The sequence below is a fragment of the Kitasatospora sp. NPDC088346 genome, from assembly GCF_044740765.1.
In the GTDB taxonomy this organism is placed as follows: domain Bacteria; phylum Actinomycetota; class Actinomycetes; order Streptomycetales; family Streptomycetaceae; genus Kitasatospora.
Genome location: NZ_JBIURH010000051.1, coordinates 1 through 20,501, shown reverse-complemented (window position 1 = coordinate 20,501; position 20,501 = coordinate 1). Strand labels below are relative to the sequence as shown.

Sequence of the window (20,501 nt, the reverse complement as noted above, 5' to 3'; positions counted from 1 at the left end):
AGGCGCCGCCCGGCCTCTCCCCGGCGGCAGGGGCCCGAGCCTTTCACACTCCGCACCACCCACCTGACCAAACGTCACCAATCCGGCCGCCGTGCCGCCGACCCCCGACAAGGGAGCACCCGTGGAGCCCGTCTGGAAGGGCCTGCTCACCTGCGACTACGAGCACACCAGGCGCGGAAGCACCCGCCTGGAACTCGACCTGTACACCACCTCGCTCACCGCGTGGCCGGCCGTCTTCATGGACGACACCCGCCCGTACGGCCGGTTGCGCCGCGCGGGGATCGTCGACATCCCCGAGAGCGACCACGTCGCCCTCACCACCCGCTGGCACCACAGGCTCGCCGACCCCGCCTACGCCACCGCGATGGTCGCCTCCGCCGAGCAGCGCCGGCAGATCGCCGATGCCACCCTCCTCACCCTGGAGGAGCGGCTGGACAGCGGCGAGGCGGCCGGAGCCCAACTGGCGGACACCACCAAGGCGTTCCTCGGGGTGATGTCCGCACACATCGTGAACTGGCTGCTCCCAGACGAGGCGTGGGAAGCCTTCCTGGCCGGCCTGCTGGGCAGCGGCGCCGACGGCCGCGCGTGCCTGCTCGCCCTCACCACCCCGGATTCGACCGGGCACCTCCTGGACGCCCACCTGATCCTCCTCAACGGAGCCGCCGCTGTCCGCGACGGCGGGAACCTCGCCGCCGCTGCCGCCACGGTCTCGGCCCGCGCCGGAACGCTGTACGGGGACGGCTCACCGGCCGCCGCCGCGATGCCGCTCGAAGACCACGCCCGCGCCGCCGACCTGCTCACCACCACCGCCCGTACCGACACCGGCGCCCAGCTGGACGCCATCGGCCAAGCCCGACGGCGAGCCGTCGAGCTGCGCGACGCCTGGACGCTGGCCGCCCGCCTCGCCGCGGCCGGGAACCCCCGCGCCACCGCGCGGGTGGAGGCGCTGACCGAGGCATGCCGGTGGGCGGCTGGAAGCGAGGAGAGCCGCAAGATCCAGCGGCACCGCTACCTCGCCGCCGCCCGCCGCTGGTGCGAGCAGACCACCACCGACCCCCTCGACCTCACCATCGCCGATCTCCTCGGCCCGGGAGCCGTCCGATGACCAGCACCGCCCTTCCCACCCTCGACCAGGCACTCCAGACCGCGAGAGCCGGGGCCAAGGCCACCGCCCTCTCCCGCCTCACCGCCGCCCGCCTGCCCGTCCCCGACGGCCTGGTGATCCCCGTCGACCACCCCGACCACCTCATGGCCGGCGCCGTCACCGAGATCCTCGCCCGCTGCCCCGCACCGTACGGACTGATCGCCCGCTCCTCCGCCGTCGCCGAAGACGGGGACACCGCCTCCTTCGCCGGCCTCTACACCTCCCGGTTCGCCCCGGCCGAGCCCGCAGCGCTACTGGACGCCGTCCGCGCCGTGCGCGCCTCCACCCACAACCCGGCGATCGCCGCATACAGCCACGCCCTCGGCACCACCGCCCTGCCTCAGATGGCCGTTCTCGTCCAGGCCGCCCTGCGCCCGGCCTGCTCGGGCGTCTTGGCCGCCCATGTCGCCGGCGGCCGGTGCATCCGCTGGCGGATCGAGGCCGTCCGCGGTCTGGCCGCACCGCTCGTGGACGGCAGCCAGGCGGGCGAGATCCATACCCGGACCCCGGCCGGCCCGGCCAGTGTTTACACGAACGGCCAACCGGTCTTTCAACTGCCCGGCACACCAGCCGAGTTGACGATGCCGCCGGGTGAGTGGGTGCCGCTCGGACTGGGCTGTGTCACCCGGGCGAAGATCCAGACCTCCGACGCCGGTGTCCTCCACCTCCACACTCCCGCCGCCCTGGCCGACGCCCCGGTCCTCAACCGCGAGCAGTGCGAGGAACTGCTCGCGACCGCCGCCTGGGCCGCCGACGCCCTCGGCCTGGAGAACATCGACGTCGAGTGGGCGATCACCTTCGACGGCCGCCTCCACCTTGTCCAGGCCCGCCCGCTCACCGCCCCGCTCGCCGACGACCCCGCCCCCCGAGGTCCGGTGCTCGCCAACGGGCAACTCCTGTCCGGCATCGCGGCCTCCCCGGGTACCGGCAGCGGAGCAGTCGTTCCCGACGCCGACACCGATATCGCAGGACGCGTCCTGGTCTGCGACGCCCTCGGCCCTGAAGCCGTCTCCGCTTTGCTGAGTGGCCCGGCCGCTGTGGTGGCCACCACCGGTGGGCAGCTCTCCCACACCGCGATCATCACCCGCGAACTGGGCATCCCCTGCGTCACCAACGTCGCTGACGCCCGAACGGCTATCGCTCCCGGGGACATGGTAGAGGTCGACGGCGGCGCCGGGACCGTGCGCCTCGCCCCCTCCGTCCCCGCCCAGCGCACCGCCCCGGCCCGCTCGCTCGCGGCCACCGCGGTCCTCACCCGCGCCCTGGATCGGGGCGGCCCCGCCAACGGTCGCGCGGCCACCATCCTCTGGCACGACCCGCATTCCCAGGCTGGCCCTACTGACTTCGGCACCGGCGGCGTGCACCCCGTCGGGGTGCTGATCCCCGCCAGCCTCCAGGACCCGGTCACCGTGCCGCCCGGCCACCGGGCGATCCCCCTGCCTGGCCTTGGCACGCTGTTGTGGCCGTATGATGCCCCGCCCCCGCCCGGGAGCATCGCCGTTCTCGGCCCCGACGGCCAGGTCCTCCATCAACGGGCGGTGCCCCGGTGACCGATCCCCACGGCCTGCTCGGCGACGCGCAGGCGGTCATCGTGGACTGGGACGGCACCGTCGTCGACAACACCGCCGCCCGCCTCGCCGCCCTGCGAGCAGCCCTCGAACCGCACGACCTCGCCGTCCCCGTCGACCGCTACCGGCAACTGGCGGGGCTGCCCGTGCGTGATGTCATCGCCGCACTCGCCACCGACGTCAGCCTCACCATTCCTGCGCTGGAAGAGGTGGTAGCGCGCAGCCGGGCCGCTCTGCTCACCGGCCCGGACCCCGACCCGATCCCGTGCACCCTCGACCTCCTCCACGCTGCCCTCGGCGTCGGCATCCCAGTGGCCGTCGCCTCAAGCGCCGCCGCGGTGCTTGTTCACCACGGAATCCACCGGCTGGGCCTGACCGAGGTACTGCCCGTCGTCGTCACCCTCGACGACGTGGCCCAGGGCAAGCCCGCGCCGGACGCCTACCTAGAGGCCGCCAGGCGGCTCGGCGCCCACCCGGCCCGGTGTCTGGCCGTCGACGACGCCGACGACGGGATCACCGCCGCGCTCGCCGCCGGCATACGCACCCTCACCATCCACGACGGCCGCCTCGTCCCGGCCAGCCCCGCCACCATTGAAAGCACCGGAGGCCCGCGTGCCGCGCAACCCTGACGACCAGCTGTCCGGACCGCAGTCCGTGCTCGCCGTGCTCGCCCACCCCGACGACGCCGAACTCTGGGCCGGCGGCACCCTCGCCCTCCACGCCCGGCACGCGCCCGGCCACATCTCAGTCCCCTCCCACGACCCGGTCCGCGACGCCGAAGCCCGGGCCGGAGCCGCCGTCCTCGGCGCCACCCTCCACCAGCCGCAGCACCTCGACGCCTCAACCATCCGGGAGCTGCTGGTCGACCTGCGGCCGTTCGTCGTCATCACCCATCCCGTACAGGACACCCACGCCGACCACCGCAGGATCAGCGAAGCCGTCCTCGAGGCCCTGCCCAACGCGAAGATCGAAACCGGCCGGCCGCGCCGCCTCTACACCTGCGACACGTACAACTCCCTCACCGCCACCGGCCTCGTCACCCCCACCGTGATGGTCGACGTCAGCGACACCTTCGACACCAAGCTGCAGGCCCTGCGCTGCCACAAGTCCCAGCCGATCGACGACCACTTCGGACCGATGGCGGAGGACATGGGACGCATGTGGGGCAGGCGCAGCGGCGCCACCTACGCCGAAGCGTTCACCGCCCTACCCGTGCTCGGCCGCCTGCCCAGCGCCTCCCACCTGTAACGCCAGGTAGCACAGTATCCGTCAGCCGCCGCACCACCTGCTGCGCCGCCCCTGTACCAGATGGGACGTAAGACCCACACACGGTGTCAGCGCCCGCTCCAGCGCGCCGACAACATCCACTGCCGGTCCCACACTTGCGGCTCCGGGCGAAAGGTCGAGGGCGCCGCCGGGCAGGTCCTCGAAGGACAACACCAGCCAGCTCCCGGCCTCGACCGACCACAGCAGCGCCGGGCCACCGACTCGGGCGCAGCGCGCCGACCGCGGCTTCAGCCCGGTACATGCCCGCGGTGCCGTCACCGGTCGGGATGCCCTTGAGGAACGCGCGGGTGCCGTCGGCGAATACGGCGCGGGCCGCGAGGCCGGGCGTGAACCCTCCAGGTGGCCGGCGCCCAGGATTCCTCCGGAGCATTCGACGACGAGCACACGCTCTGCTGGGCGCTTTGGGTGGCCTGCCGCGTACCAGGCTGTGGTGCTCCCGCTGAACCCGCGCCTTCGCAGAGAGGACCGGCCCATCGCGTCGATGAACCATCCGGAGGCCGCTGACCCCGCGCGAGGGGCAGCCGCTCGCGCGGCGATGGCCTGTACGGCCGCCACAGGCTCGGGACAGGGAAATTGTCCCGCCCCGAGCCGTGTGCCCTCAGGGTGACGCCGTGCCGAGCAGCGCTGCCAAAGCCTCACTGGCCTCCTTCAGCTGCTGCGCCTCCGCTTGACGGTGCGTCGTCTCCTGGTGGCAGGCCGGACAGCGGCCGTCGCTGCGTATCGCCGGGCGTCCGCAGCCGTCCACGCACCGGGGCAGAGCGGCATCCAGGTCATCCTGGACGCACGCCTGGCACCGGCCGTCCAGGCGTGCGGGCTCCGCCGGACCGCGCCCGCAAGCTGCTGAGCACGGCTTTCGGCAGGCGGAGCACAGGGCGCCCTCGACCGGCACTTGGCGTCCGCAGAACCCGTCCCGGCCCTGGCACTCGTGCTGGGCCCGGTTCTGGATCTCCTGCTGGACACTCCGCGGTCGTGGTACCGCCACTGCCGGAGCGGTCGCCCCGGCAGCGCCGTGCCCGGGCGGAATGCCTGGGGCCTCGGGCAGGGTGGAGATCCGGTAGGCGAGCACCGCGGCGGCGTTGCGGATCGGCTCGTTCTTCGGATTCGCCGTCACAGCAGTCCGCAGGTGGTCCGGCGCCCAGCCGTTGGCGAGCCGCCGGTCCAAGGCGGCGCCTTGGTCGATCAGCGCCAGCCCGGACACCGCCAGCTCCGGGTGCGCGGCCCCGATCTCCAGCAACAGCATCACGCCGGCCGACGCTGCTGTCGCCGTCGACGCCTTGACCCGGTCGACCGGCGTACCGGTGTCCCGGATCATCTGCTGTCCGGCCTCGCCGCCATCCGTCCGTCCATCCGTTCTACTCAACTCGCGCGCGTCAGGTTCAGGTAGGGACGGAGGGACGGGAGGGACCGCCGGTTCAGTAGTTGGGTTGGAGGTACTGGTTTGGGGGTCTGCAAGTTCCCCCGTGGGCGACTCGTAGTTCCCCCGCCGGCGACTCGTAGTTCCCCCGTGGTGCGGTCCGGAGGTCCCGCGACGAGGGGTCTGTGAGTTCCCCCGCTCCGGAGCCCCCTGGTCGGCGGGTTTGTGCTTCGGCCGGGAGGCGCCCTTGTCCGTCCGCTCCTTCCTGGGCTCAGGAGCGGCGATCGGTGGACGGTTCCGAGGGGTAAGTGGCTCGCGGCCGAGCCGGGCTCGTTCGGTGTTCGTCCGCTCGATGTTGCTGAACCACTCGTAGGGGATGAGCAGGTCATAGACCACGGGGCGCCGGTCGGCGCGGTAGTGCTTGACCAGTGACTGATCCCCCTTGGCGATCAGCCCCCGGCGCAGCAGGTTTCGCCAGCACCGCTTCACGGTCTCCTCGGACACCTTGACGCGATGGGCGATGGTCTCCTTCGACTGCCAGGTGCCGCAGCCGTCACGGTCGGCCGTCTCGGCCATGCAACCGAGGATGGCGTACTCGTTCACGTCGGCGACCGGCGCGTCACCGCTGAGCGCCCACACCATCGGTTCCAGGCTCACCGGATCACCGCCAGATCGGCAGGGGCGGCCCCCAGGCGAATGCCGGCAAGGACGGCAGTCGACGGGTGGACGGGCCGGGCCCGATGTGAAAGGCCGACAGGGGCTGAGGGTCCTGGGTCCCTATGTCCCTGGGCTGTACGACGGGCAGGATGGCGTTGCGGGCGATCGATGGCACCCGGGCAGGGTGAAGTGGCGGCGGCCGGAGTGACGCCGGCAGGCCGCAGTGCGGCTGTGCTCAACGGGGTTGCTCTCTTTCCCGCCGCCGCAAGCCCGCCGGCACCGCGCGTGTCCCCAGCTATGCGACCAGGTCGGTGTCTCTCGCGCCTTGCGGGGTGCAGCTGGTACCGTCGGATCGACGACAGCTCAATAGGTTGTCTGGTTGACGAGAGCGGCCCGGATCTTGGCGGATACATGGGGCCGCTTTCGTGTTTTCAGGACCAGGTGGTGCGGCGCGCCACGAGGGATCCGGCCAGTACCTAGCCCTGCGGCAGGCCGGGTGAGCCTGGCGCTATGAGCGTGTGGTGGCTGTCCTGTGAATCGAGTTCGGCACTTCGCGGGAGGCTGAGCTCAGGACGTCAGCCCTCCTCACCGAGGTAGACGAAGTCGGGCTTCGGGTGCATCAGGAAGTCATGGTGCGAGATGTTCCACCCGTAGGCGCCCGTCATCGCGAAGGCGACGACATCTCCCACCTGGATTCGGGCGGTCGGTACCTGGCGCGCGAACACGTCCTTGGGAGTACACAGCTGCCCCACATAGGTCACCGGTTCGCCTTCCACGGAAGGGCCCGCGGCGTCCGGCATCGGCACGACGACGCTGGGCTGGTTGTGCTGCTTCGTGACCGGCGTGCGCAGCTGCATGGTTCCGCCTCGCAGGACGGCGTACCACTGGCCGTGGGCTTTCTTCACGTCGAGGACCTGGGTGACGTACCAGCCGGCGTAGACGCTGACGGCTCGTCCGGGCTCGATCCGCAGTACTTCGCCGGGGGCGGCGAGGGCGGCGATCTGTTTGCCGTAGCTCGCCCAGTCGAAGACGTTCTGCGGGTCGGTGTAGTCGACGGCCATGCCGCCGCCGAGGTTGAACTCCGGGGCGCCGGCGACCCCTGTCTCGGCGAGCCACGGGCGCGCCCATGCCAGGATCTCGGCGGACTGCCGGACCATCGCGTCCGCGTTGAGGCCGGACGCGAGGTGGGCGTGGATTCCGCGGAGCTTCACCTGCGGGGTGGATGCCAGGATGCTGCGGCATGCCTGGATGAGGTCGGGGTCCATGCCGAACGGACCCGACATCGCGAGTGCGGCGCCGGACCGGTCGCCCGCGAGGTTGAGGCGGAGCATGATGTCAACGTCGCGGCCGCTCGCCTGCGCGAGCTGGGCGAGACGGGTCAGCTCGTGGGGGCTTTCCACGTGGATGCGTTCCACGCCCGCCTCCATCGCCAGGCTCAGCTCCTGGTCCGTCTTGCCCGGGCCGCCGAACGCGAGGCGCGCGTGCGGGAGGACGCTGCGGACATGCTGGAGTTCGCCGCCGGACGCCACCTCGATCCCGTCCACGAAGGGCGCGAGGGTTCGCAGGATCGGGGCGTCGGGGTTGGCCTTCGCGGCGTAGAAGACCTCCGGGGTGCCCGGGGTGAGCGCTTCCTTGATGGCTGCGGCGTGTGTACGCAAGGCGTCCAGGTCGTAGACGAACGCGGGCAGCCGCCCCTCCGTAGCCAAGGACACGGAGCGGGCGGCGACGGTCTCGTTGATCACGTGATGCCTCTTCAGGTGAGCGGGAAGTCGTGCTCGATGACCAGGTAGTGGGCGGGGGCGAGCGTGGTGGTCACCTCGACGACCCGGCCGTCCTCCAGGAGGCCGGTGTGGACGATGTCCGTGACCGAGCGCTCCGGGCTGATCTCCAGCAGGGCGGCTTCGGCCTCGCTGGGCAGCCGGCTGGGGATGATTCGCTCCCTCGCGGTCTTCTGGGGGTAGCCGAGCTGTGCCAGCGCGCTCTTGACGCCGCCGTTGATGGCGGCTGTCGGCTCCTCCAGTACCGTGTCGCGGGCGATGTCCAGCGGGAACCAGCTGGCGCTGATGCGGACGGGGATCCCACTGGCCCGCAGGCGACGGCGGCGCACCACGCAGTTGACCTCCCCGCGAGCGACCCCAAGTGCGTCGGCGATCTCCGCCGGCGGCTCGGCGCGCTCAACGGTGATCTCGTGCTGTGGCACCAGGCCCAGCGCCTTCACCTCGCTGTCGAAGGCGCCCAGCGCTCCGTCGCGCTCTCGCGTGGCCTGCGAGTAGCGGGCGGAGGAGTGGACCATGGGAGGCAGCCACGTCACGATGGTGCCCCGTCCCTGCTGCTGCCGCACGAGGCCCTCCGCGGCGAGGAGGCCGAGCGCACGGTTGGCCAGGCTGCGGGATGCGCCGTACTTCTGCGCGAGCTCGGACTCGGGTGGCAGCAGGCCGGCCGGCGGGTAGACACCGGCGAGGATTTCCTTTCGGATCGCGGCAGCGATCTCCCGGTAGCCCGTCTTCTGCGGCAGATGCACCAGGTCCCTCCTTCTTCAGCTGATCGGACGGTGTGGGCTCATCGTAGCCCAAGATGCCAAACGTTTGGCATCGCTTGACTTGGAGGGCGACTCTCGCCATATTGGAGATGCCAAACGTTTGGCATCTTGCTGAGGCGTCAGCCTCGGGCAAGAGCGTGGCTCCAGACGTCTTGCACACGCCTGGAGCCACTTCGAACCAGCACCTCAAGGCAATGAGGAGTTGATCCGCAATGTCCAGCATGGCCGATCGCGTCATGATGCCGAGCACCACCCCAGCGGAGCAGTTGACCCCGCAGGTCCAGTACGAGGGACGTGTCCTCTCGTTGGTTGTGCGGGACCTGGCGGCCGTCGAGCCGAAGGCCGGCGAGAGCGTCGTGATGACGCTCGTCGCCAAGGTCTGGGAGCTCGCCGAGCGCCACGCCTCCTACACCTCCACCCGGTGGGAGCACCTGTCCTGGTTCGCCCACCACGTCGTCGCCAGCCGGGCCGCCCAGCAGATGACGGGGTGCCGACGATGACGCAGCAGACCCCGGAGCAGGCGCGGGAGATCGCGTTGCGGGCGCAGGCCCTGCACCAGGCGATCCACGCCGCGCAGACCCCCGAGCAGATCCGGACCGTCTGCCAGAGCGCCGCCGCCGACTACACCGCCCGCAACGGCCAGGCCGGTCAGGAGGCGTCCCAGTGAACGCCTTCAAGAGTGGGATCGCCGAGCTCAACCGGCAGGCCGAGGCCAACATGCGGTCCGCCGCCGAGGCCAGCCGACTCGCGGACTGGGCCCGGGAGCAGGCCGAGCAGATCCGCCAGCAGCAGGCGGCGCAGCAGGCGGAGGCTCGGTGATGGGTATCCGCTCCTACCTGGGTATCGGCTCGAGCAGCTCCGGCCGTTCCAGCTCCTCCGGGTCCGGCACCAGCGGGTCGCCCGTCGGTGGCTGGTACCCCTATGACGCGGAGGCGGCTCGTCGTCAGCCACGGGAGGTGCACCCGGAACCGGCGAGCACCGACCAGTACGGCAACCGGGTGAACTCTGTCGACCCGTACAGCCGGGCCGACACCGAAAGCTTCCTCCGCCGCAACTTCGCCCGGTCGGACGGGGGTAAGTCGTGACCCCCGAGGAAGCGCAGCGCCAGCAGCAGGACGAGCAGCTCCGTTGGGCGCGCGAGGCGCTCGCCAGGGCCCAGGCCGCGAAGGCCGGCGGTTCCGGCTCCGGCAAGTAGTCCCCTTCCCTCCCTTCGCTCGCAGTTCGGCAGTCTCCCGCCGCCTGCCTCCCGGAACCGTCCTGGCATGCCCATGCAGGGATGGGTGCCGGAAGTGGTGCGGCGGGCCCGCCCAGGCCCACCACCAGCCACATCCCCCTGCACCACCCGATCAGAAGGTACCGCCATGTCCCGCACGCTTACCGGCCGCCGCCAGGCCGAGCAGGTCGCCCAGCTCACTGCCGCCTGGGCCTGGGTGGCCGAGGCGTCCGGTGGGGAGCGCACCCCCCGTGCCACCGTTCGGCGAATCGCCAAGCTGACCGGCACCGAGCCGATCCGCTAGGACGGCGAGATCAGCGACGCGGACTGGACGGTCGCCTGTCGGCCGGCGTGGACGCGCTGCTCGCCCACGGCGCCGACGAGGCGGCGGGCTTCGCGTCCGACCTGGTCGCCGCCGCCGAGGAGATCACCGCTGAGGCCGCCGCCGCGACCGACACCGTCCTCAAGCGCACCACCCTGCTGCCCGCCGACCCGGAGCCGGTCCCCGGCCGGCACGTCACCCAGGCCGCCTCCAACCCCGGCCAAACCACGTGGGAGCAGGACCAGGTCAAGGCGTGGTCGCCGTGGCGCAACGGCCTGCGCTGGAGCGAGACCCGCCGGGCTGTCTCCGGCCCCCGCCCGGTCCGGGACTAGCCGCCCGACGCACGGCTGGCTCCACCCGTCGCCCATCCGGGTCCCACACCACCGCAGCCCCGTGGCTGCCCTGATCCCCCGCCCGCCCGTCCGGCCCGCTCCAACGCGGTGCTGGCACGCAGTTCGGGGGCGAGAGGGGAGCTCCGGGACCACTCAGGTCCCCTCCGCCCGCATGAAGGAGAACCGCCATGCGCAAGACCACCACCGCTGTTGCCGTCCGTGCTGCCGTCGCCTCGGTCGCCCTGGCTGCCGCCGTCACCCTGGCCGCCTCCCCGGCCGCCGCCGCGCCGCGCACCACCTCGCTGAGCGTCGGCGTCCGCTCCTCGGCCGTCGCCGACCTCCAGCGCCAGCTCAACGCCCAGCTCGGCGAGATCCCGAAGCTGGAGACGGACGGTCAGTTCGGCCCGCTCACCCGCGACGCCGTCACCTGGTACCAGACCTGCACCGGCATCGACGTCGACGGCGTCGTCGGCCCGCAGACCCGCGCCGCGCTGGCCGCCAACACCGGCCGCAAGGTCGACACCGTCTGCATCCGCAACGCCTGACCCGCCGCCAGCACCGCTCCGCACGACCGGCCCGCCGCCGACCGCACCCCGGTCGGCGGCGGCCGGAGCCGCCCCGTGGCTGCCCAGGTCACCCGGACCGAACGCCCCGAGAAGCCGGCGACGCGATCGGCCTGCCTGGGGAGTTCCGGGTCGCACCTCCTCCGCTGCTCCGCCCGTCCGAAAGGCCGCGCACATGCCGCTCGACACCCTCTTCTTCGCGTTCTTCGCCACCAGCGCTGCCACGTCCTTCTGGCTGCTGCTGGCGATAGGCGCCGAGACCTACCTCATCCCGCCCTACCTCGACCGGCTGGAGGCCGCCGATGTCTGACACCACTGCCCCGGCCCACGGACACAAGGTGACATCGTGACCGTCACCCCGGAGGTCCCACCGCGCCCCCCGTACGACCCCACCGCCCCGGAGCAGCCCGAGGTTCCGGAGGTGCTGGACGACTTCTGGACCAGGCCCGCCCCCGCACACGACGGAGACGGGCTGGCGGACCTGGCGCAAGAGCTGCGGCAGGCCCGCCTGGACGCCGCGATCCCGCTCAAGGCCGACGACGCGGACCACCTGATCGACTGGCCGCGCGTGCGCCGCGCCACCGCCCGCCTCAAGAACGCGGTACAGGCCTGGCCGAACACCGGCGCCGTCGGCGCCGCGCTGCTCGGCCCGGCCTGGCTGTGGCGCGGCGTCGTCGCCAGTTGCTCGACGGCGGTCGCCCCGGCTGCCGACGTCGCCGACCCGGGCCTGTGCCTCGGGCTGATGACGCTCGCCGGGGTCCTGGTCGTCGGCCGCCGGGTACGCGGCGTCCGCGTCCTGCGCCCGATCGTGCGGCTGGCGGCCTGGTCGGTCGTGATCGGCACCCTCTCCTACGCACCGGCCCGCGCCTGGGCCTTCGCGCTGCTGTCCGCCACCTTCACGGGGGTCTTCCAGTGAGCCTGACCAGCATCGAGATCACCCACACCGTCACCCGCGCTGGCAGCGCGATCGGCTTCGCCGCCTTCGTCGCCACCTGGGCGTTCCTGTTCTTCAAGCACAAGCGGAAGTTCACGGCGCTGAGGAAGAAGAAGTACCTGGTGCCGTACTTCCTCGGCCTGGGCGTGATGGTCCTGGCCTCCGCGTGCCAGGGCGGCCTGCTCGGCCTGGTATCCGGGTTCAGCACCGGCGGCGGCAACCAGGCCGGCGACCTGGCGAGCCGCGGCATGGTCGGCGGCGATGGCGCCGTCGCCGTCGCCCAGCAGGGCCAGCTCACCTTCAGCGGCAGCTGGATCGCGCTGATCCTCTTCGGCCTGGCCGTCGCGTTCTGCTGGTACGCCAAGAACATGGGCGAGCGCGCCCTGATGATCTCCGGCGCGTTCTCCGGCGCCACCTGGGGCCTGTCCATCTCCCTCGGCGGCGTCGCCGCGTTCACCGGCGTCCCGCTGTCCAACTGGCTCGGCGACCTGATCATCGGCTGACTCCGGCCCGTGACGATCGCCCCGGCCCCGCCCGCCCCGCACACCCGAAGGCGCGGCCGGTTCCGGGACGGCCACCCCAGCCCGGACCCACCAACCCGCCTCATCCCCACTACCTGCGACCGGAGCCCGGAGGCCCCTGTGAGCACCGAGACCGACCCCGCCGCGGCGCCCTTCGAAAGCGCCGCCGTACCCCACCAGACGACCGCCCCACCCGATGAGAACAGCGGCTCCGACACCAGCGCCAAGCCGGACATGACCGGCGAGAGGAAGCCGAACCCCGTCGCCGCCTGGGCCGGCGCCCAGGCCCGGCGTACCAGCGACGGCGCCCGCTCCCTTGGCCAGTGGGTCGGCCACTGGGCATCGACTGCCGACCAGTCCGGCGAGGAGATCCGCCGGCGCCTGGTCGCCGCCCAACTGGAAGGCCACACCGAGCGCCGGACCGAACTCGCCCAGGCTCTGGCCAAGGCCACCAAGAAGGTCGTGCGCCTGGAGGAGGAAGCCGCCGACGGCGGCCTCACCCAGGCGCAGCGCGGCGACCTGACGCTGACCCGGGAGACCGCGCGGCGCCTGGAGAAGACACTGCGCGACATGGCCAAGGTGCCGTTCCGGGGGGTGCAGCCCACCGAGCGGCAGATCGCCCGCGCCCGCAGCCTGGGCAGGCTGCGCCGGGGTGCGGCGCTGCTCGGCGCCGCGACCGCGACGGTGATGCTCCTCGTCCACCAGCCGCAGATCGGACTGCTCGCCCTGCTCGCCGCCACGGGGCTCGCCTGGTGGACCGGCGGCCACCCGCCGCGCCTGACCCACCGCCCGGTGCCAGCCGACCTGCTGCTGCCGGAACTCGATGCGCCCGCCAAGCTGCTCACCACCGAGCCCCTGCCAGCCGAAGCCGCCGCCGAGGCCAACCTTGAGCTGTTCCCCGGCGACACCGGCAAGCCGTTCCCGATCCGCACCGCGGGCGACGACCCCGCGATGGCCGGCGCGAGCATCCTGCGTGCGCTGGTCGACGAGGGCCTGGCCGTTGGCGCCGTCACCGACGTCACCCGCGAGAAGTGGGGCTGGAAGGCGACCGCGCACCTGACCAAGGGCAAGCCCTCCGGCCTGGTCCTGCGGCTGCCGGAGCTCGACGTCGCGCTCGGTGTCCGCACCGGCGGTGTGATGGCCCAGCCGCAGGCGGCCGCAGCCGGCTCCGTGGTGCTGCGCATCCTGCTCAGCGACCCGTTCGACCCGATGCCGCCCCACCCGGTCCACGCTCCCCGGTCGAACAGCATCCTCAAGCCGGTCAACCTCGGCCCGTCCCTGGACGGCACGCCCACCCAGATCACCCTGGCCGGGCAGAACATCATGGTCATCGCGGTCTCCGGCGGTGGCAAGTCCCAGATCGTCCGCAACCTCGTCGACTACATCACCAGCTGCACCGACGCCATCGCCCTCGACATCGACCCCACCGGCCGCGGCTTCGGCCCGCTGCGCCGCCTCGCCGCGATCCGCGCCTACAAGGAGGAGGAGATCGACGAGGCGCTCAACTGGGCGATCCGCGAAGCGGAACTGCGCACCGAGCGGATGGGCGACGACGTCGACAACTGGCAGGTCACTGCCGACGCCCCGGCCGTGTTCGCCATCGTCGACGAGCACCCGCAGCTGACGCCGAAGCAGAAGCAGAAGGTCATCAAGCTGAGCCGGATCGGCCGCAAGGCCCGGGTCACGGTGGTCCTGCTGTCCCAGGACGCCACCAGCGACGTCGTCGGCGACGCCATCGCCGACACCTTCGGCATCCGGATCATGCTGCCCTCCCGCAAGGCCGACGTCCCGCTCGTGGTCGGCTCCGACACCGCGGTCTCCGAGGGCTGGATGCCGCACCGCCTCAGCCCCAGCCCCGGCGACTGGGACCCGGCCGACGCCGGCTGCTTCTACATCATCGCCCCCGGCCTGCGCGACCCGATCCTGCGCAAGGCCACCCACCTCGACGCCCCGATCGCCACGCTCCGTACCGATGAGCGGCTCGCCGCCGGGCCCGCCGTCTTCGCTCCGGCAACCGCCGGCGAGGACGAGGAGGAGGGAAAGGAGCCCGACCTTCCCGAGATCCTCACTGCCCTGCTCGAGGTCTTCGCCACCGAGGACACCGCGCTGCTCACCCTCGACCAGCTCCACCCACACCTGATCGAGCATGACCCGGCGCGGTGGGACCGCTGGCACGACAAGACGGAGAAGCACCGGCTGCTGGAAATCGGCAAGGCCTTCGGCGCGCAGTTCCGCCGGGACGGGATCGAGCTGTCCACCGAGCGCCTGGACGAGCTCGACGGCAGGCCCCGCGGCATCCGCCGGGACGACCTGCTGGCCGCGATCCGTCACTATCAGCAACCGACCACCAGCGGCGACTGATCGGCCGGCCATCGGCCCGCGATCGGCCACCCATTAGCCACGGGTCAAAGCCCGGCCAATGGGGGCCGATCGCAGGCCAATCAGAAAACCAATGCTGACCTGCGAAGACCAATCAGGCCAATCAGACCGCCCCACCCCCCGGAGACGGCTGGCAGGTCCCGAACCCACCCGGGAGGGGCCCATCGGCCGTCATTGACCGACCGGCCCGCACCACCCCGCCCACCGACACTCACCGTGACCGAGCCATCAGGAGACCCGGCCATGACCCCGGCCCGCACCACCACCCCACGCCGCCCCCGCGCCGCCAAGACGACCACCACCAAGGCCCCCGCCAACCGCACCGAGGCTCCCGCCGCCACCCCGCCGTCGACCCCGGCCCAGGCTCCCGCCGCCACCCCTGTCCGGCCGTCGGCCGACCCACCGATCCTGGCCGATGCCGCCGACCGCGCCGCCGACGTCCTGGCCCTCGCCGAGGACCAGGCGCTCGCCGTTCTCGCGCTCGCCGCCGAGACCGCCGGCCACGAGCTGGCGACCGCTGGGCAGTGGGCGGCGGAGGCCGAGCAGCTGCGCGCGGACGTCGAGGCCGAGGCCGAATCGCTCACTCAGCGTGCCGACCGGGCGGTCCGACAGATCCTCGACACGGCCAACGACCAGGCCGACCTGATCCGCCAGGACGCCGTCCAGCACGCCCGGGAGCAGCGCGAGGAGGGCGACGCGGACGCCCACGCGGCGGCGGACCGGCTGCTGGAGGAGGCCACCGAGCGGGCCGAGGCGCTGGTGGCCGACGCCGAGCAGCGCGCCGCCGCCGTCCCCACCGAGGCCAGGCAGGAGGCGGCCCGGATCGTCTCCGACGCCGAGGAGCAGGCCCGGGCGGCGATGGCCTGCATCACCGCCACCGCCGAGGAGCAGGCCGCCCGGGTGCTCGGGGAGGCCGAGCGCGAAGCCACCGCGGTGCGCCGCCGGGCCGCCGCCGACCTCGCCGACGTCCAGGACCAGGTCGCCGAGGCCCGCCAGGAGCTGGAGCACGCCCGGGACCGGGCCGCCGGCCGCCGCGCTCAGGCCGAGCACGAGCTGACCGGCGCGCGGGAGCTCGCCACGACCATCCAGCGCGACGCCGCCGCTGCGGCCGACCGCACCCTGGCGGCTGCCGCGGTCGGGGCCGAGGAGATCCGCACCCAGGCCACCGCCTGCGCCCGCCGGCTCACCCAGGCGGCGGCGCAGCAGGCCGAGCAGACCCGTACAGAGGCCGAGCAGGCCCGCCGGGAGGCCGAGGAGGCGGCCGAGCGCCTGACCGAGGACGACGAGCAGGCGAGGGCCACCGCCGCCGGCCGGGCCCGGGAGATCCTGGAGAAGGCCGAGGCCCAGGCCCAGGAGACGCGCAGGGAGGCCGAGGAGCTGCGGGCCCGCCTGGAGGAGTCGGCCCGCACCGATGCCGACGCCATCCGCGAGGACGCCCAGAGCGAGGCGCAGCGCCGTCTGGAGGAGGCCGAGGGTGAGGCGGTGGAGCTGCGTGAGGAGGGTGCCCGGCAGGCTGCGGCGGCTCGTCAGCGCGGTCAGGACGCGGTGGATTCGCTGCGCGGTGAGGCGGAGCGGCTGGTCGCGGAGGAGGGCCGCAAGGCCGCGGCGGCGCGGGGGCGGGCGCAGGCCGAGGCGGAGCGGCTGGTGAACACGGCGACCGCTTCGGCGGAGCGGGTCACCGCCGAGGCCGAGGCCGAGGCCGACCGGGTGCGGGAGGCGGTGGAGCGGCTGCGGGCGGAGCAGCTGCGGCTGGAGGCGGCCGCCGCGGCCCGGCGCAGCGGCTGGTACCCGACGGCCCGGCGCCGCCTGGACGCGGTGATCACCTGGCTGCTGCCGAGGGCCGCGCTCGGCGCCGGCGTCTGGCTGACCGCGTCCGGCGAGCACGACCTCGCGGTGATGGCCGGCTTCGATTCGACCGCTGCCTGGCTGCTGCCGGTGACGATCGATGTGTGGGTGGTCGCCGCGATCCGCGCCCGCCTGCGCAAGGAGATCGTCACCTCCCTGTCGGTCATGGTGTTCGCCCAGATCGCCTACCACCTCGCCAAGCTCCACCTGCTCGGCGTCCAGCAGGACGCTCACGGACAGTGGCAGACGAAGTGGTGGCTGATCATCCCGCTCGTGTGCATCGCGCCGATCGTCATCTGGCGCTCCCACGCGCTCAGGCCCGGCCACGGCGACGCCCACCCCGCGCCGGGCGACGCACACGACCCGCAGACGACGCTCACCGGTGAACGCGACGACGCCCCCGAGCAGGGCGGCCCGCGCCCGCCGGACGGCGGCGGGATCCACCCCGGCGCTCACGACGCCCTGCTCCCCGCGCAGGGCGCCCACGGCGAGCGCTCTCATGAGCGCGAGATCACCGCAGGTGGGGGGACAGACGGCGCTCACCCCGCGCTGCCGCCCGCCCAGGGCCGGGCGCTGTCCGCTCACGACCTCGACACCATGAGCGCCGAAGCGCTCAGCCTGCTACGCCAGGCGTTCATCCGCCCGCTCTACGACGCGCTCGGCACCCGGCCGACGGTCGCGCAGATCCACGCGGCGCTCATGGGCAAGGGACTCGCCGACCAGAGCACCTCACGCTCCACCCTCCAGCGCGTTCGCGACGCTCTGGAGACCCGCGAGCCGCACCTCGCCAAGGTCCGCTCCGTTCGCTCCGCGTAACCGACACGAAGTGGCCCCCGGATGAACGAAGCACCCGGGGGCCTGGCACCAGAGGTGCCCGCGGGGCCGGCCTCGCCGCCGGCCCCGCCCCGTCCTCCCGCACCCCGAACCACCACCGACACCCGCCCGGAAGGAAGCCCATCTCCCGTGTTCGCGATAGAGCGTGGCGCCCAGCTCGCAGCCCTGCGCGAGCTCCACCAGACCCGCAGCAACACCCTCACCAACATGCCGCCCGGCTCGCGCTCCCACACCCGGCTGCTGGAGGAGTGCGAGGCGATCAGCGACGAGATCGAATCTGTTCTTTGTCAGCCGAGCCCGCGTACAGGAACGGCCTGAGCTGTTCGGCAAGGTCGGGGAGGAAGCCGTACGACGGCTGGACTACCGGGCCTTGCCGGATCGTCTGCCGGTGTTCGTGGACGACGAGATACGGCCGGTCGAACCGGCCTGTTCCTGGTTCCGTCACCTCGCCTACCTGGGCCGGGACCCGGAGGACACGCTGCGGCACTACGCCTACATCGTGCTGCGGATGATGGAGTTCCTGGCGGAACGGGGCCGGGATCTGGGCACGGCAGCGGAATCCGATCTGGTGGCCTACCGGCGGTCGCGGATCGAGTTGCAGGACGTGCCGGTGGGCGGGACGGTCTGGGCCGCGAGGCGTCGGTGATCAACACGCTGCTGGACTGGATGGTCGGGCAGGGCCTGCGCCGGTCCTCCCCGTTGCGGGCGGTCGGCACGACGAACCCGCTGGCCCCGGGGCGGGGTGTCACAGGTCGATCATCATCCGCAGGTAGGTGCGGATCTCGTCGGCTTCCTTGTCGGTGACGGTGCCAAGAGGCCGGCTGCCGATGAGGCGCTGCTCGGAGATGGTGCGCACGTCATCGGTGCGGGCCCAGCTGGGCCGGTTGAGGCCGGAGCGGGGGGAGATGACGGGGACGTGGTGGGGCAGGCCGCGGTCCTGGGTGGTGAGGGGAACCACGATGGCCATGGCGGTCGGGAAGGCGGCGAACAGCGGACTGGAGACGACCACGACGGGTCGCCGGCCTGCCTGCTCGAAACCGATGACCGGGGAGAGATCGGCCGTCCAGACCTGCCAGGGGGCGGACTTGCGGCTCACGCCTCACCGCCCAGGCCGTCGCCGGCCGCGGCGTCCCACTCGGTCAGTTCCGCCTCGTACTCGGCCCACGCCGCCGGGTCGGCCTCCAGGCGGGCGTAGGCGGCCAGGATCTGGGCCTTGCGGTGCTCCGTCAGTAGGTGTTCCAGGGCGGCGTTCAGCGTGACCCCGCCGAGGTCGTCGGCCGCCAGGCGCGCGAGCTCGTCGCGCACCTCGGCCTGCACCTTTATCGTCGTCATCGTCATATCCAGTAGAATATACCCAGCGGTATACGATTTGGCATACCGGCGGCGTCACCTGCCGTCCGGCCGGGGGTGCAACGCGGGGGTGCAACGCGGGGGTGCAACACGGGCCGTGAGCCCCCTGAAGGGCTATTTCCGCAGGCCAGGGGTGCAACGCTGTCGTTGTGTTGCACCCCGCGTTGCAGTGTCGGCCCCGCCTGGCCGCGCCCCGGGCCGACTTCATCAGTAGCGCTTGAGGACTTCCTGGCGCAGCCACCGGTCCTCTCGCGCGAGCGGGCGATCACTCACTCCTGCTCGGTCAGGTCGGGCCAGCGGGCCTTGTCCCGGATCTCCTGGGCGGCCATGTACGCGCGGGTGCTGTAGCTGGGCAGCCGCAGGGCCAGCTCCTGGAGGCCGCGACCGGGTCGCCGGTCTCGGTCTCCTCCAGGAAGCGGGTGAGCCTGCGGCGCAGCGCGTCGGCCAGGCCGAGCAGGTGCCGGCCGTCCTCGCCCCAGCGGTCATCGTCGGCGGCGGCGGGTGCAGCGGGCGTCGTTGTTCCGCGAGCCGGAGGACGTCAGGGCGGGCGGCTGGTGGTGGGACTACCGTGAGCAGGAGGGTCTAGGGACCGTGCCACTGGAGTCTGGTGGTGGTGATCGTGGCGGCCGGTCGTACGGGGCTGGCGTTCGTCGGCCGCCGGCAGGAAATGCGGGCGCTGGCAGCGGCGCTGGGGGCGGGCCCGGCGGTCGTCCTCGTGGAGGGCGAGGCCGGGATCGGCAAGTCCCGCCTGGTCAGCGAGGCGCTCGCCGCGCTGCACCACGACAGCGGCACCCCGGTGCTGAAGGGCTGGTGCCACCCACTGCGCGAGCCGTCACCATTCGGCCCGGTCGTCGACGCGCTGCGTGACGGACTGGCCCACCTCCCACCCGACCTGGAACTGGGCCCCGCGACCGCGATCCTCGCCCCCCACCTGCCCGAACACACCCACCGCTTTCCTCCCCAGCCGACCGACGCAGCCGAGGACACCGGCGGACAGCGACTGATGCGGGCGATCCACGAGGTGCTGGCCGCGATCGGCCCGGTGGTGCTGGTGGTCGAGGACGTCCACTGGGCGGACGACGCCACCCGCGAACTGCTCCTCCTGCTGGCCCGCAACCCACCCCCACACCTGCGCCTGCTCATCACCTACCGCCGCAGCGACCTCCCCACCCACACCGCCCCACTCGGCTCCCCCTACCGCCGCCCCGCAGGCGTCGGCGGCCACGACATCACCCTGCACCCCCTCGACCAGACACAGATCCAGCAGCTCGCGGCCGGCGTCCTCGGCAAACCCGCCGCACACGCCCTGGCACACCAGCTGTTCGAACGCAGCGCGGGCCTGCCCCTGGTCGCCGAGGAAGACCTCCTCGCCCTCACCGCCACCGGCCGCCACCCGACCGAGCCCGCACCCCGCCCCAGTTCCCTGGAGGACCTCCCCGCGCCCCGGGCCCTGAAGGAAGCGGTCAGCGCCCGCCTCGCGGAACTCGACGTGGTCGCCGTCGCGACCGTGCACGCCGCCGCCGCCCTCTCCGTCCCCGCGACGGAGGAGCTGCTTGCCACGGTGTGAAGTTCCCCCACTGAGCTGGACAGCCTGATACTGGGACGGTTGAGTCCCGGAGGAAGCAGTCCAGGTAGTGAGTGGCAAGAGCAACATGAGCA

The 20,501-nt window shown here is 72.7% G+C and carries 23 protein-coding genes; 18 read left to right on the top strand and 5 right to left on the bottom strand.

Going from position 1 to position 20,501, the window contains the following annotated elements; translation table 11 throughout:
• The first annotated feature begins 121 nt into the window (after positions 1–121).
• From ACIOFR_RS35665 to ACIOFR_RS35650, 4 genes are read left to right on the top strand one after another with little or no spacing between them, the layout of a single operon-like run.
• Positions 122–1,105 carry a hypothetical protein gene (locus ACIOFR_RS35665; protein WP_401003927.1) on the top strand — a complete coding sequence of 328 codons (984 nt, stop codon included), beginning with the start codon at positions 122–124 and terminating at the stop codon, positions 1,103–1,105.
• A complete protein-coding gene (locus tag ACIOFR_RS35660) occupies positions 1,102–2,694 on the top strand; it encodes a PEP/pyruvate-binding domain-containing protein (protein WP_401003925.1) in 1,593 nt (530 codons plus the stop codon). The genes ACIOFR_RS35665 and ACIOFR_RS35660 overlap by 4 nt, the downstream gene beginning before the upstream one ends.
• Positions 2,691–3,341, top strand: coding sequence for an HAD family hydrolase (locus ACIOFR_RS35655; RefSeq protein WP_401003924.1), 651 nt, complete (start codon positions 2,691–2,693; stop codon positions 3,339–3,341). The genes ACIOFR_RS35660 and ACIOFR_RS35655 overlap by 4 nt, the downstream gene beginning before the upstream one ends.
• On the top strand, positions 3,325–3,960 hold the full coding sequence (locus ACIOFR_RS35650; RefSeq protein WP_401003922.1) for a PIG-L deacetylase family protein: 636 nt from the start codon (positions 3,325–3,327) through the stop codon (positions 3,958–3,960). Before ACIOFR_RS35655 ends, ACIOFR_RS35650 begins: the two co-directional genes overlap by 17 nt.
• A 637-nt stretch (positions 3,961–4,597) precedes the next feature.
• Here the strand turns inward: ACIOFR_RS35650 and ACIOFR_RS35645 are convergent.
• The 3 genes from ACIOFR_RS35645 to ACIOFR_RS35635 form a co-directional block, all read right to left on the bottom strand.
• Positions 4,598–6,010 carry a hypothetical protein gene (locus ACIOFR_RS35645; RefSeq protein ID WP_401003920.1) on the bottom strand — a complete coding sequence of 471 codons (1,413 nt, stop codon included), beginning with the start codon at positions 6,008–6,010 and terminating at the stop codon, positions 4,598–4,600.
• A gap of 575 nt (positions 6,011–6,585) precedes the next feature.
• On the bottom strand, positions 6,586–7,752 hold the full coding sequence (locus ACIOFR_RS35640) for a type III PLP-dependent enzyme (RefSeq protein ID WP_401003918.1): 1,167 nt from the start codon (positions 7,750–7,752) through the stop codon (positions 6,586–6,588).
• 11 nt (positions 7,753–7,763) lie between these two features.
• Positions 7,764–8,531 (bottom strand): GntR family transcriptional regulator, encoded by a 768-nt coding sequence (locus tag ACIOFR_RS35635; RefSeq protein ID WP_401003916.1) that lies wholly within the window; start codon positions 8,529–8,531, stop codon positions 7,764–7,766.
• A gap of 239 nt (positions 8,532–8,770) precedes the next feature.
• On the opposite strand from ACIOFR_RS35635, the gene ACIOFR_RS35630 reads away from it, so the two are divergent.
• The 13 genes from ACIOFR_RS35630 to ACIOFR_RS35570 all read left to right on the top strand — a co-directional run bounded on the left by ACIOFR_RS35630 (position 8,771) and on the right by ACIOFR_RS35570 (position 18,138).
• Positions 8,771–9,049, top strand: coding sequence for a hypothetical protein (locus ACIOFR_RS35630; RefSeq protein ID WP_401003914.1), 279 nt, complete (start codon positions 8,771–8,773; stop codon positions 9,047–9,049).
• Entirely contained in the window at positions 9,046–9,216 is a 171-nt protein-coding gene (locus ACIOFR_RS35625; protein ID WP_401003912.1) for a hypothetical protein, read from the top strand. Before ACIOFR_RS35630 ends, ACIOFR_RS35625 begins: the two co-directional genes overlap by 4 nt.
• Positions 9,213–9,368 carry a hypothetical protein gene (locus ACIOFR_RS35620; RefSeq protein WP_401003911.1) on the top strand — a complete coding sequence of 52 codons (156 nt, stop codon included), beginning with the start codon at positions 9,213–9,215 and terminating at the stop codon, positions 9,366–9,368. The genes ACIOFR_RS35625 and ACIOFR_RS35620 overlap by 4 nt, the downstream gene beginning before the upstream one ends.
• 542 nt (positions 9,369–9,910) lie before the next feature.
• Positions 9,911–10,066 carry a hypothetical protein gene (locus tag ACIOFR_RS35615; protein ID WP_401003909.1) on the top strand — a complete coding sequence of 52 codons (156 nt, stop codon included), beginning with the start codon at positions 9,911–9,913 and terminating at the stop codon, positions 10,064–10,066.
• A 47-nt stretch (positions 10,067–10,113) separates the two neighbouring features.
• Positions 10,114–10,416 (top strand): hypothetical protein, encoded by a 303-nt coding sequence (locus ACIOFR_RS35610; protein ID WP_401003907.1) that lies wholly within the window; start codon positions 10,114–10,116, stop codon positions 10,414–10,416.
• Between the two features lie 188 nt (positions 10,417–10,604).
• Positions 10,605–10,961 carry a peptidoglycan-binding protein gene (locus ACIOFR_RS35605; protein ID WP_401003905.1) on the top strand — a complete coding sequence of 119 codons (357 nt, stop codon included), beginning with the start codon at positions 10,605–10,607 and terminating at the stop codon, positions 10,959–10,961.
• A 193-nt stretch (positions 10,962–11,154) separates the two neighbouring features.
• The gene (locus tag ACIOFR_RS35600) at positions 11,155–11,289 is read left to right on the top strand and encodes a hypothetical protein (protein WP_401003903.1); all 135 of its coding nucleotides are present in this window, start codon (positions 11,155–11,157) and stop codon (positions 11,287–11,289) included.
• A 36-nt stretch (positions 11,290–11,325) separates the two neighbouring features.
• Positions 11,326–11,895 (top strand): hypothetical protein, encoded by a 570-nt coding sequence (locus ACIOFR_RS35595; protein ID WP_401003902.1) that lies wholly within the window; start codon positions 11,326–11,328, stop codon positions 11,893–11,895.
• On the top strand, positions 11,892–12,416 hold the full coding sequence (locus ACIOFR_RS35590; protein ID WP_401003900.1) for a hypothetical protein: 525 nt from the start codon (positions 11,892–11,894) through the stop codon (positions 12,414–12,416). The genes ACIOFR_RS35595 and ACIOFR_RS35590 overlap by 4 nt, the downstream gene beginning before the upstream one ends.
• Before the next feature lie 138 nt (positions 12,417–12,554).
• Complete coding sequence (locus ACIOFR_RS35585; protein WP_401003898.1) at positions 12,555–14,795, top strand: hypothetical protein; 2,241 nt, start codon at positions 12,555–12,557, stop codon at positions 14,793–14,795.
• Between the two features lie 261 nt (positions 14,796–15,056).
• Positions 15,057–17,474, top strand: coding sequence for a hypothetical protein (locus ACIOFR_RS35580; RefSeq protein WP_401003896.1), 2,418 nt, complete (start codon positions 15,057–15,059; stop codon positions 17,472–17,474).
• A 147-nt stretch (positions 17,475–17,621) separates the two neighbouring features.
• Entirely contained in the window at positions 17,622–17,810 is a 189-nt protein-coding gene (locus ACIOFR_RS35575) for a hypothetical protein (protein WP_401003895.1), read from the top strand.
• Positions 17,811–17,862: 52 nt separating this feature from the next.
• Positions 17,863–18,138, top strand: a complete 276-nt coding sequence (locus tag ACIOFR_RS35570; RefSeq protein ID WP_401003893.1) for a hypothetical protein — start codon at positions 17,863–17,865, stop codon at positions 18,136–18,138.
• Between the two features lie 99 nt (positions 18,139–18,237).
• Here ACIOFR_RS35570 and ACIOFR_RS35565 read toward each other — a convergent pair whose 3' ends face one another.
• Complete coding sequence (locus ACIOFR_RS35565) at positions 18,238–18,588, bottom strand: type II toxin-antitoxin system PemK/MazF family toxin (protein ID WP_401003892.1); 351 nt, start codon at positions 18,586–18,588, stop codon at positions 18,238–18,240.
• A complete protein-coding gene (locus tag ACIOFR_RS35560; protein WP_401003890.1) occupies positions 18,585–18,830 on the bottom strand; it encodes a hypothetical protein in 246 nt (81 codons plus the stop codon). Before ACIOFR_RS35560 ends, ACIOFR_RS35565 begins: the two co-directional genes overlap by 4 nt.
• 619 nt (positions 18,831–19,449) lie before the next feature.
• On the opposite strand from ACIOFR_RS35560, the gene ACIOFR_RS35555 reads away from it, so the two are divergent.
• The gene (locus ACIOFR_RS35555) at positions 19,450–20,409 is read left to right on the top strand and encodes an AAA family ATPase (RefSeq protein WP_401003889.1); all 960 of its coding nucleotides are present in this window, start codon (positions 19,450–19,452) and stop codon (positions 20,407–20,409) included.
• Positions 20,410–20,501 lie beyond the last annotated feature (92 nt).

What these genes read in the sequence shown, in the direction of transcription:
- ACIOFR_RS35660 (WP_401003925.1), top strand. Translation starts at nt 1,102, where the DNA reads ATGACCAGCACCGCCCTTCCCACCCTCGACCAGGCACTCCAGACCGCG.
- ACIOFR_RS35630 (WP_401003914.1), top strand. Translation starts at nt 8,771, where the DNA reads ATGGCCGATCGCGTCATGATGCCGAGCACCACCCCAGCGGAGCAGTTG.
- ACIOFR_RS35625 (WP_401003912.1), top strand. Translation starts at nt 9,046, where the DNA reads ATGACGCAGCAGACCCCGGAGCAGGCGCGGGAGATCGCGTTGCGGGCG.
- ACIOFR_RS35615 (WP_401003909.1), top strand. Translation starts at nt 9,911, where the DNA reads ATGTCCCGCACGCTTACCGGCCGCCGCCAGGCCGAGCAGGTCGCCCAG.
- ACIOFR_RS35605 (WP_401003905.1), top strand. Translation starts at nt 10,605, where the DNA reads ATGCGCAAGACCACCACCGCTGTTGCCGTCCGTGCTGCCGTCGCCTCG.
- ACIOFR_RS35600 (WP_401003903.1), top strand. Translation starts at nt 11,155, where the DNA reads ATGCCGCTCGACACCCTCTTCTTCGCGTTCTTCGCCACCAGCGCTGCC.
- ACIOFR_RS35580 (WP_401003896.1), top strand. Translation starts at nt 15,057, where the DNA reads ATGACCCCGGCCCGCACCACCACCCCACGCCGCCCCCGCGCCGCCAAG.
- ACIOFR_RS35560 (WP_401003890.1), bottom strand. Translation starts at nt 18,830, where the DNA reads ATGACGATGACGACGATAAAGGTGCAGGCCGAGGTGCGCGACGAGCTC.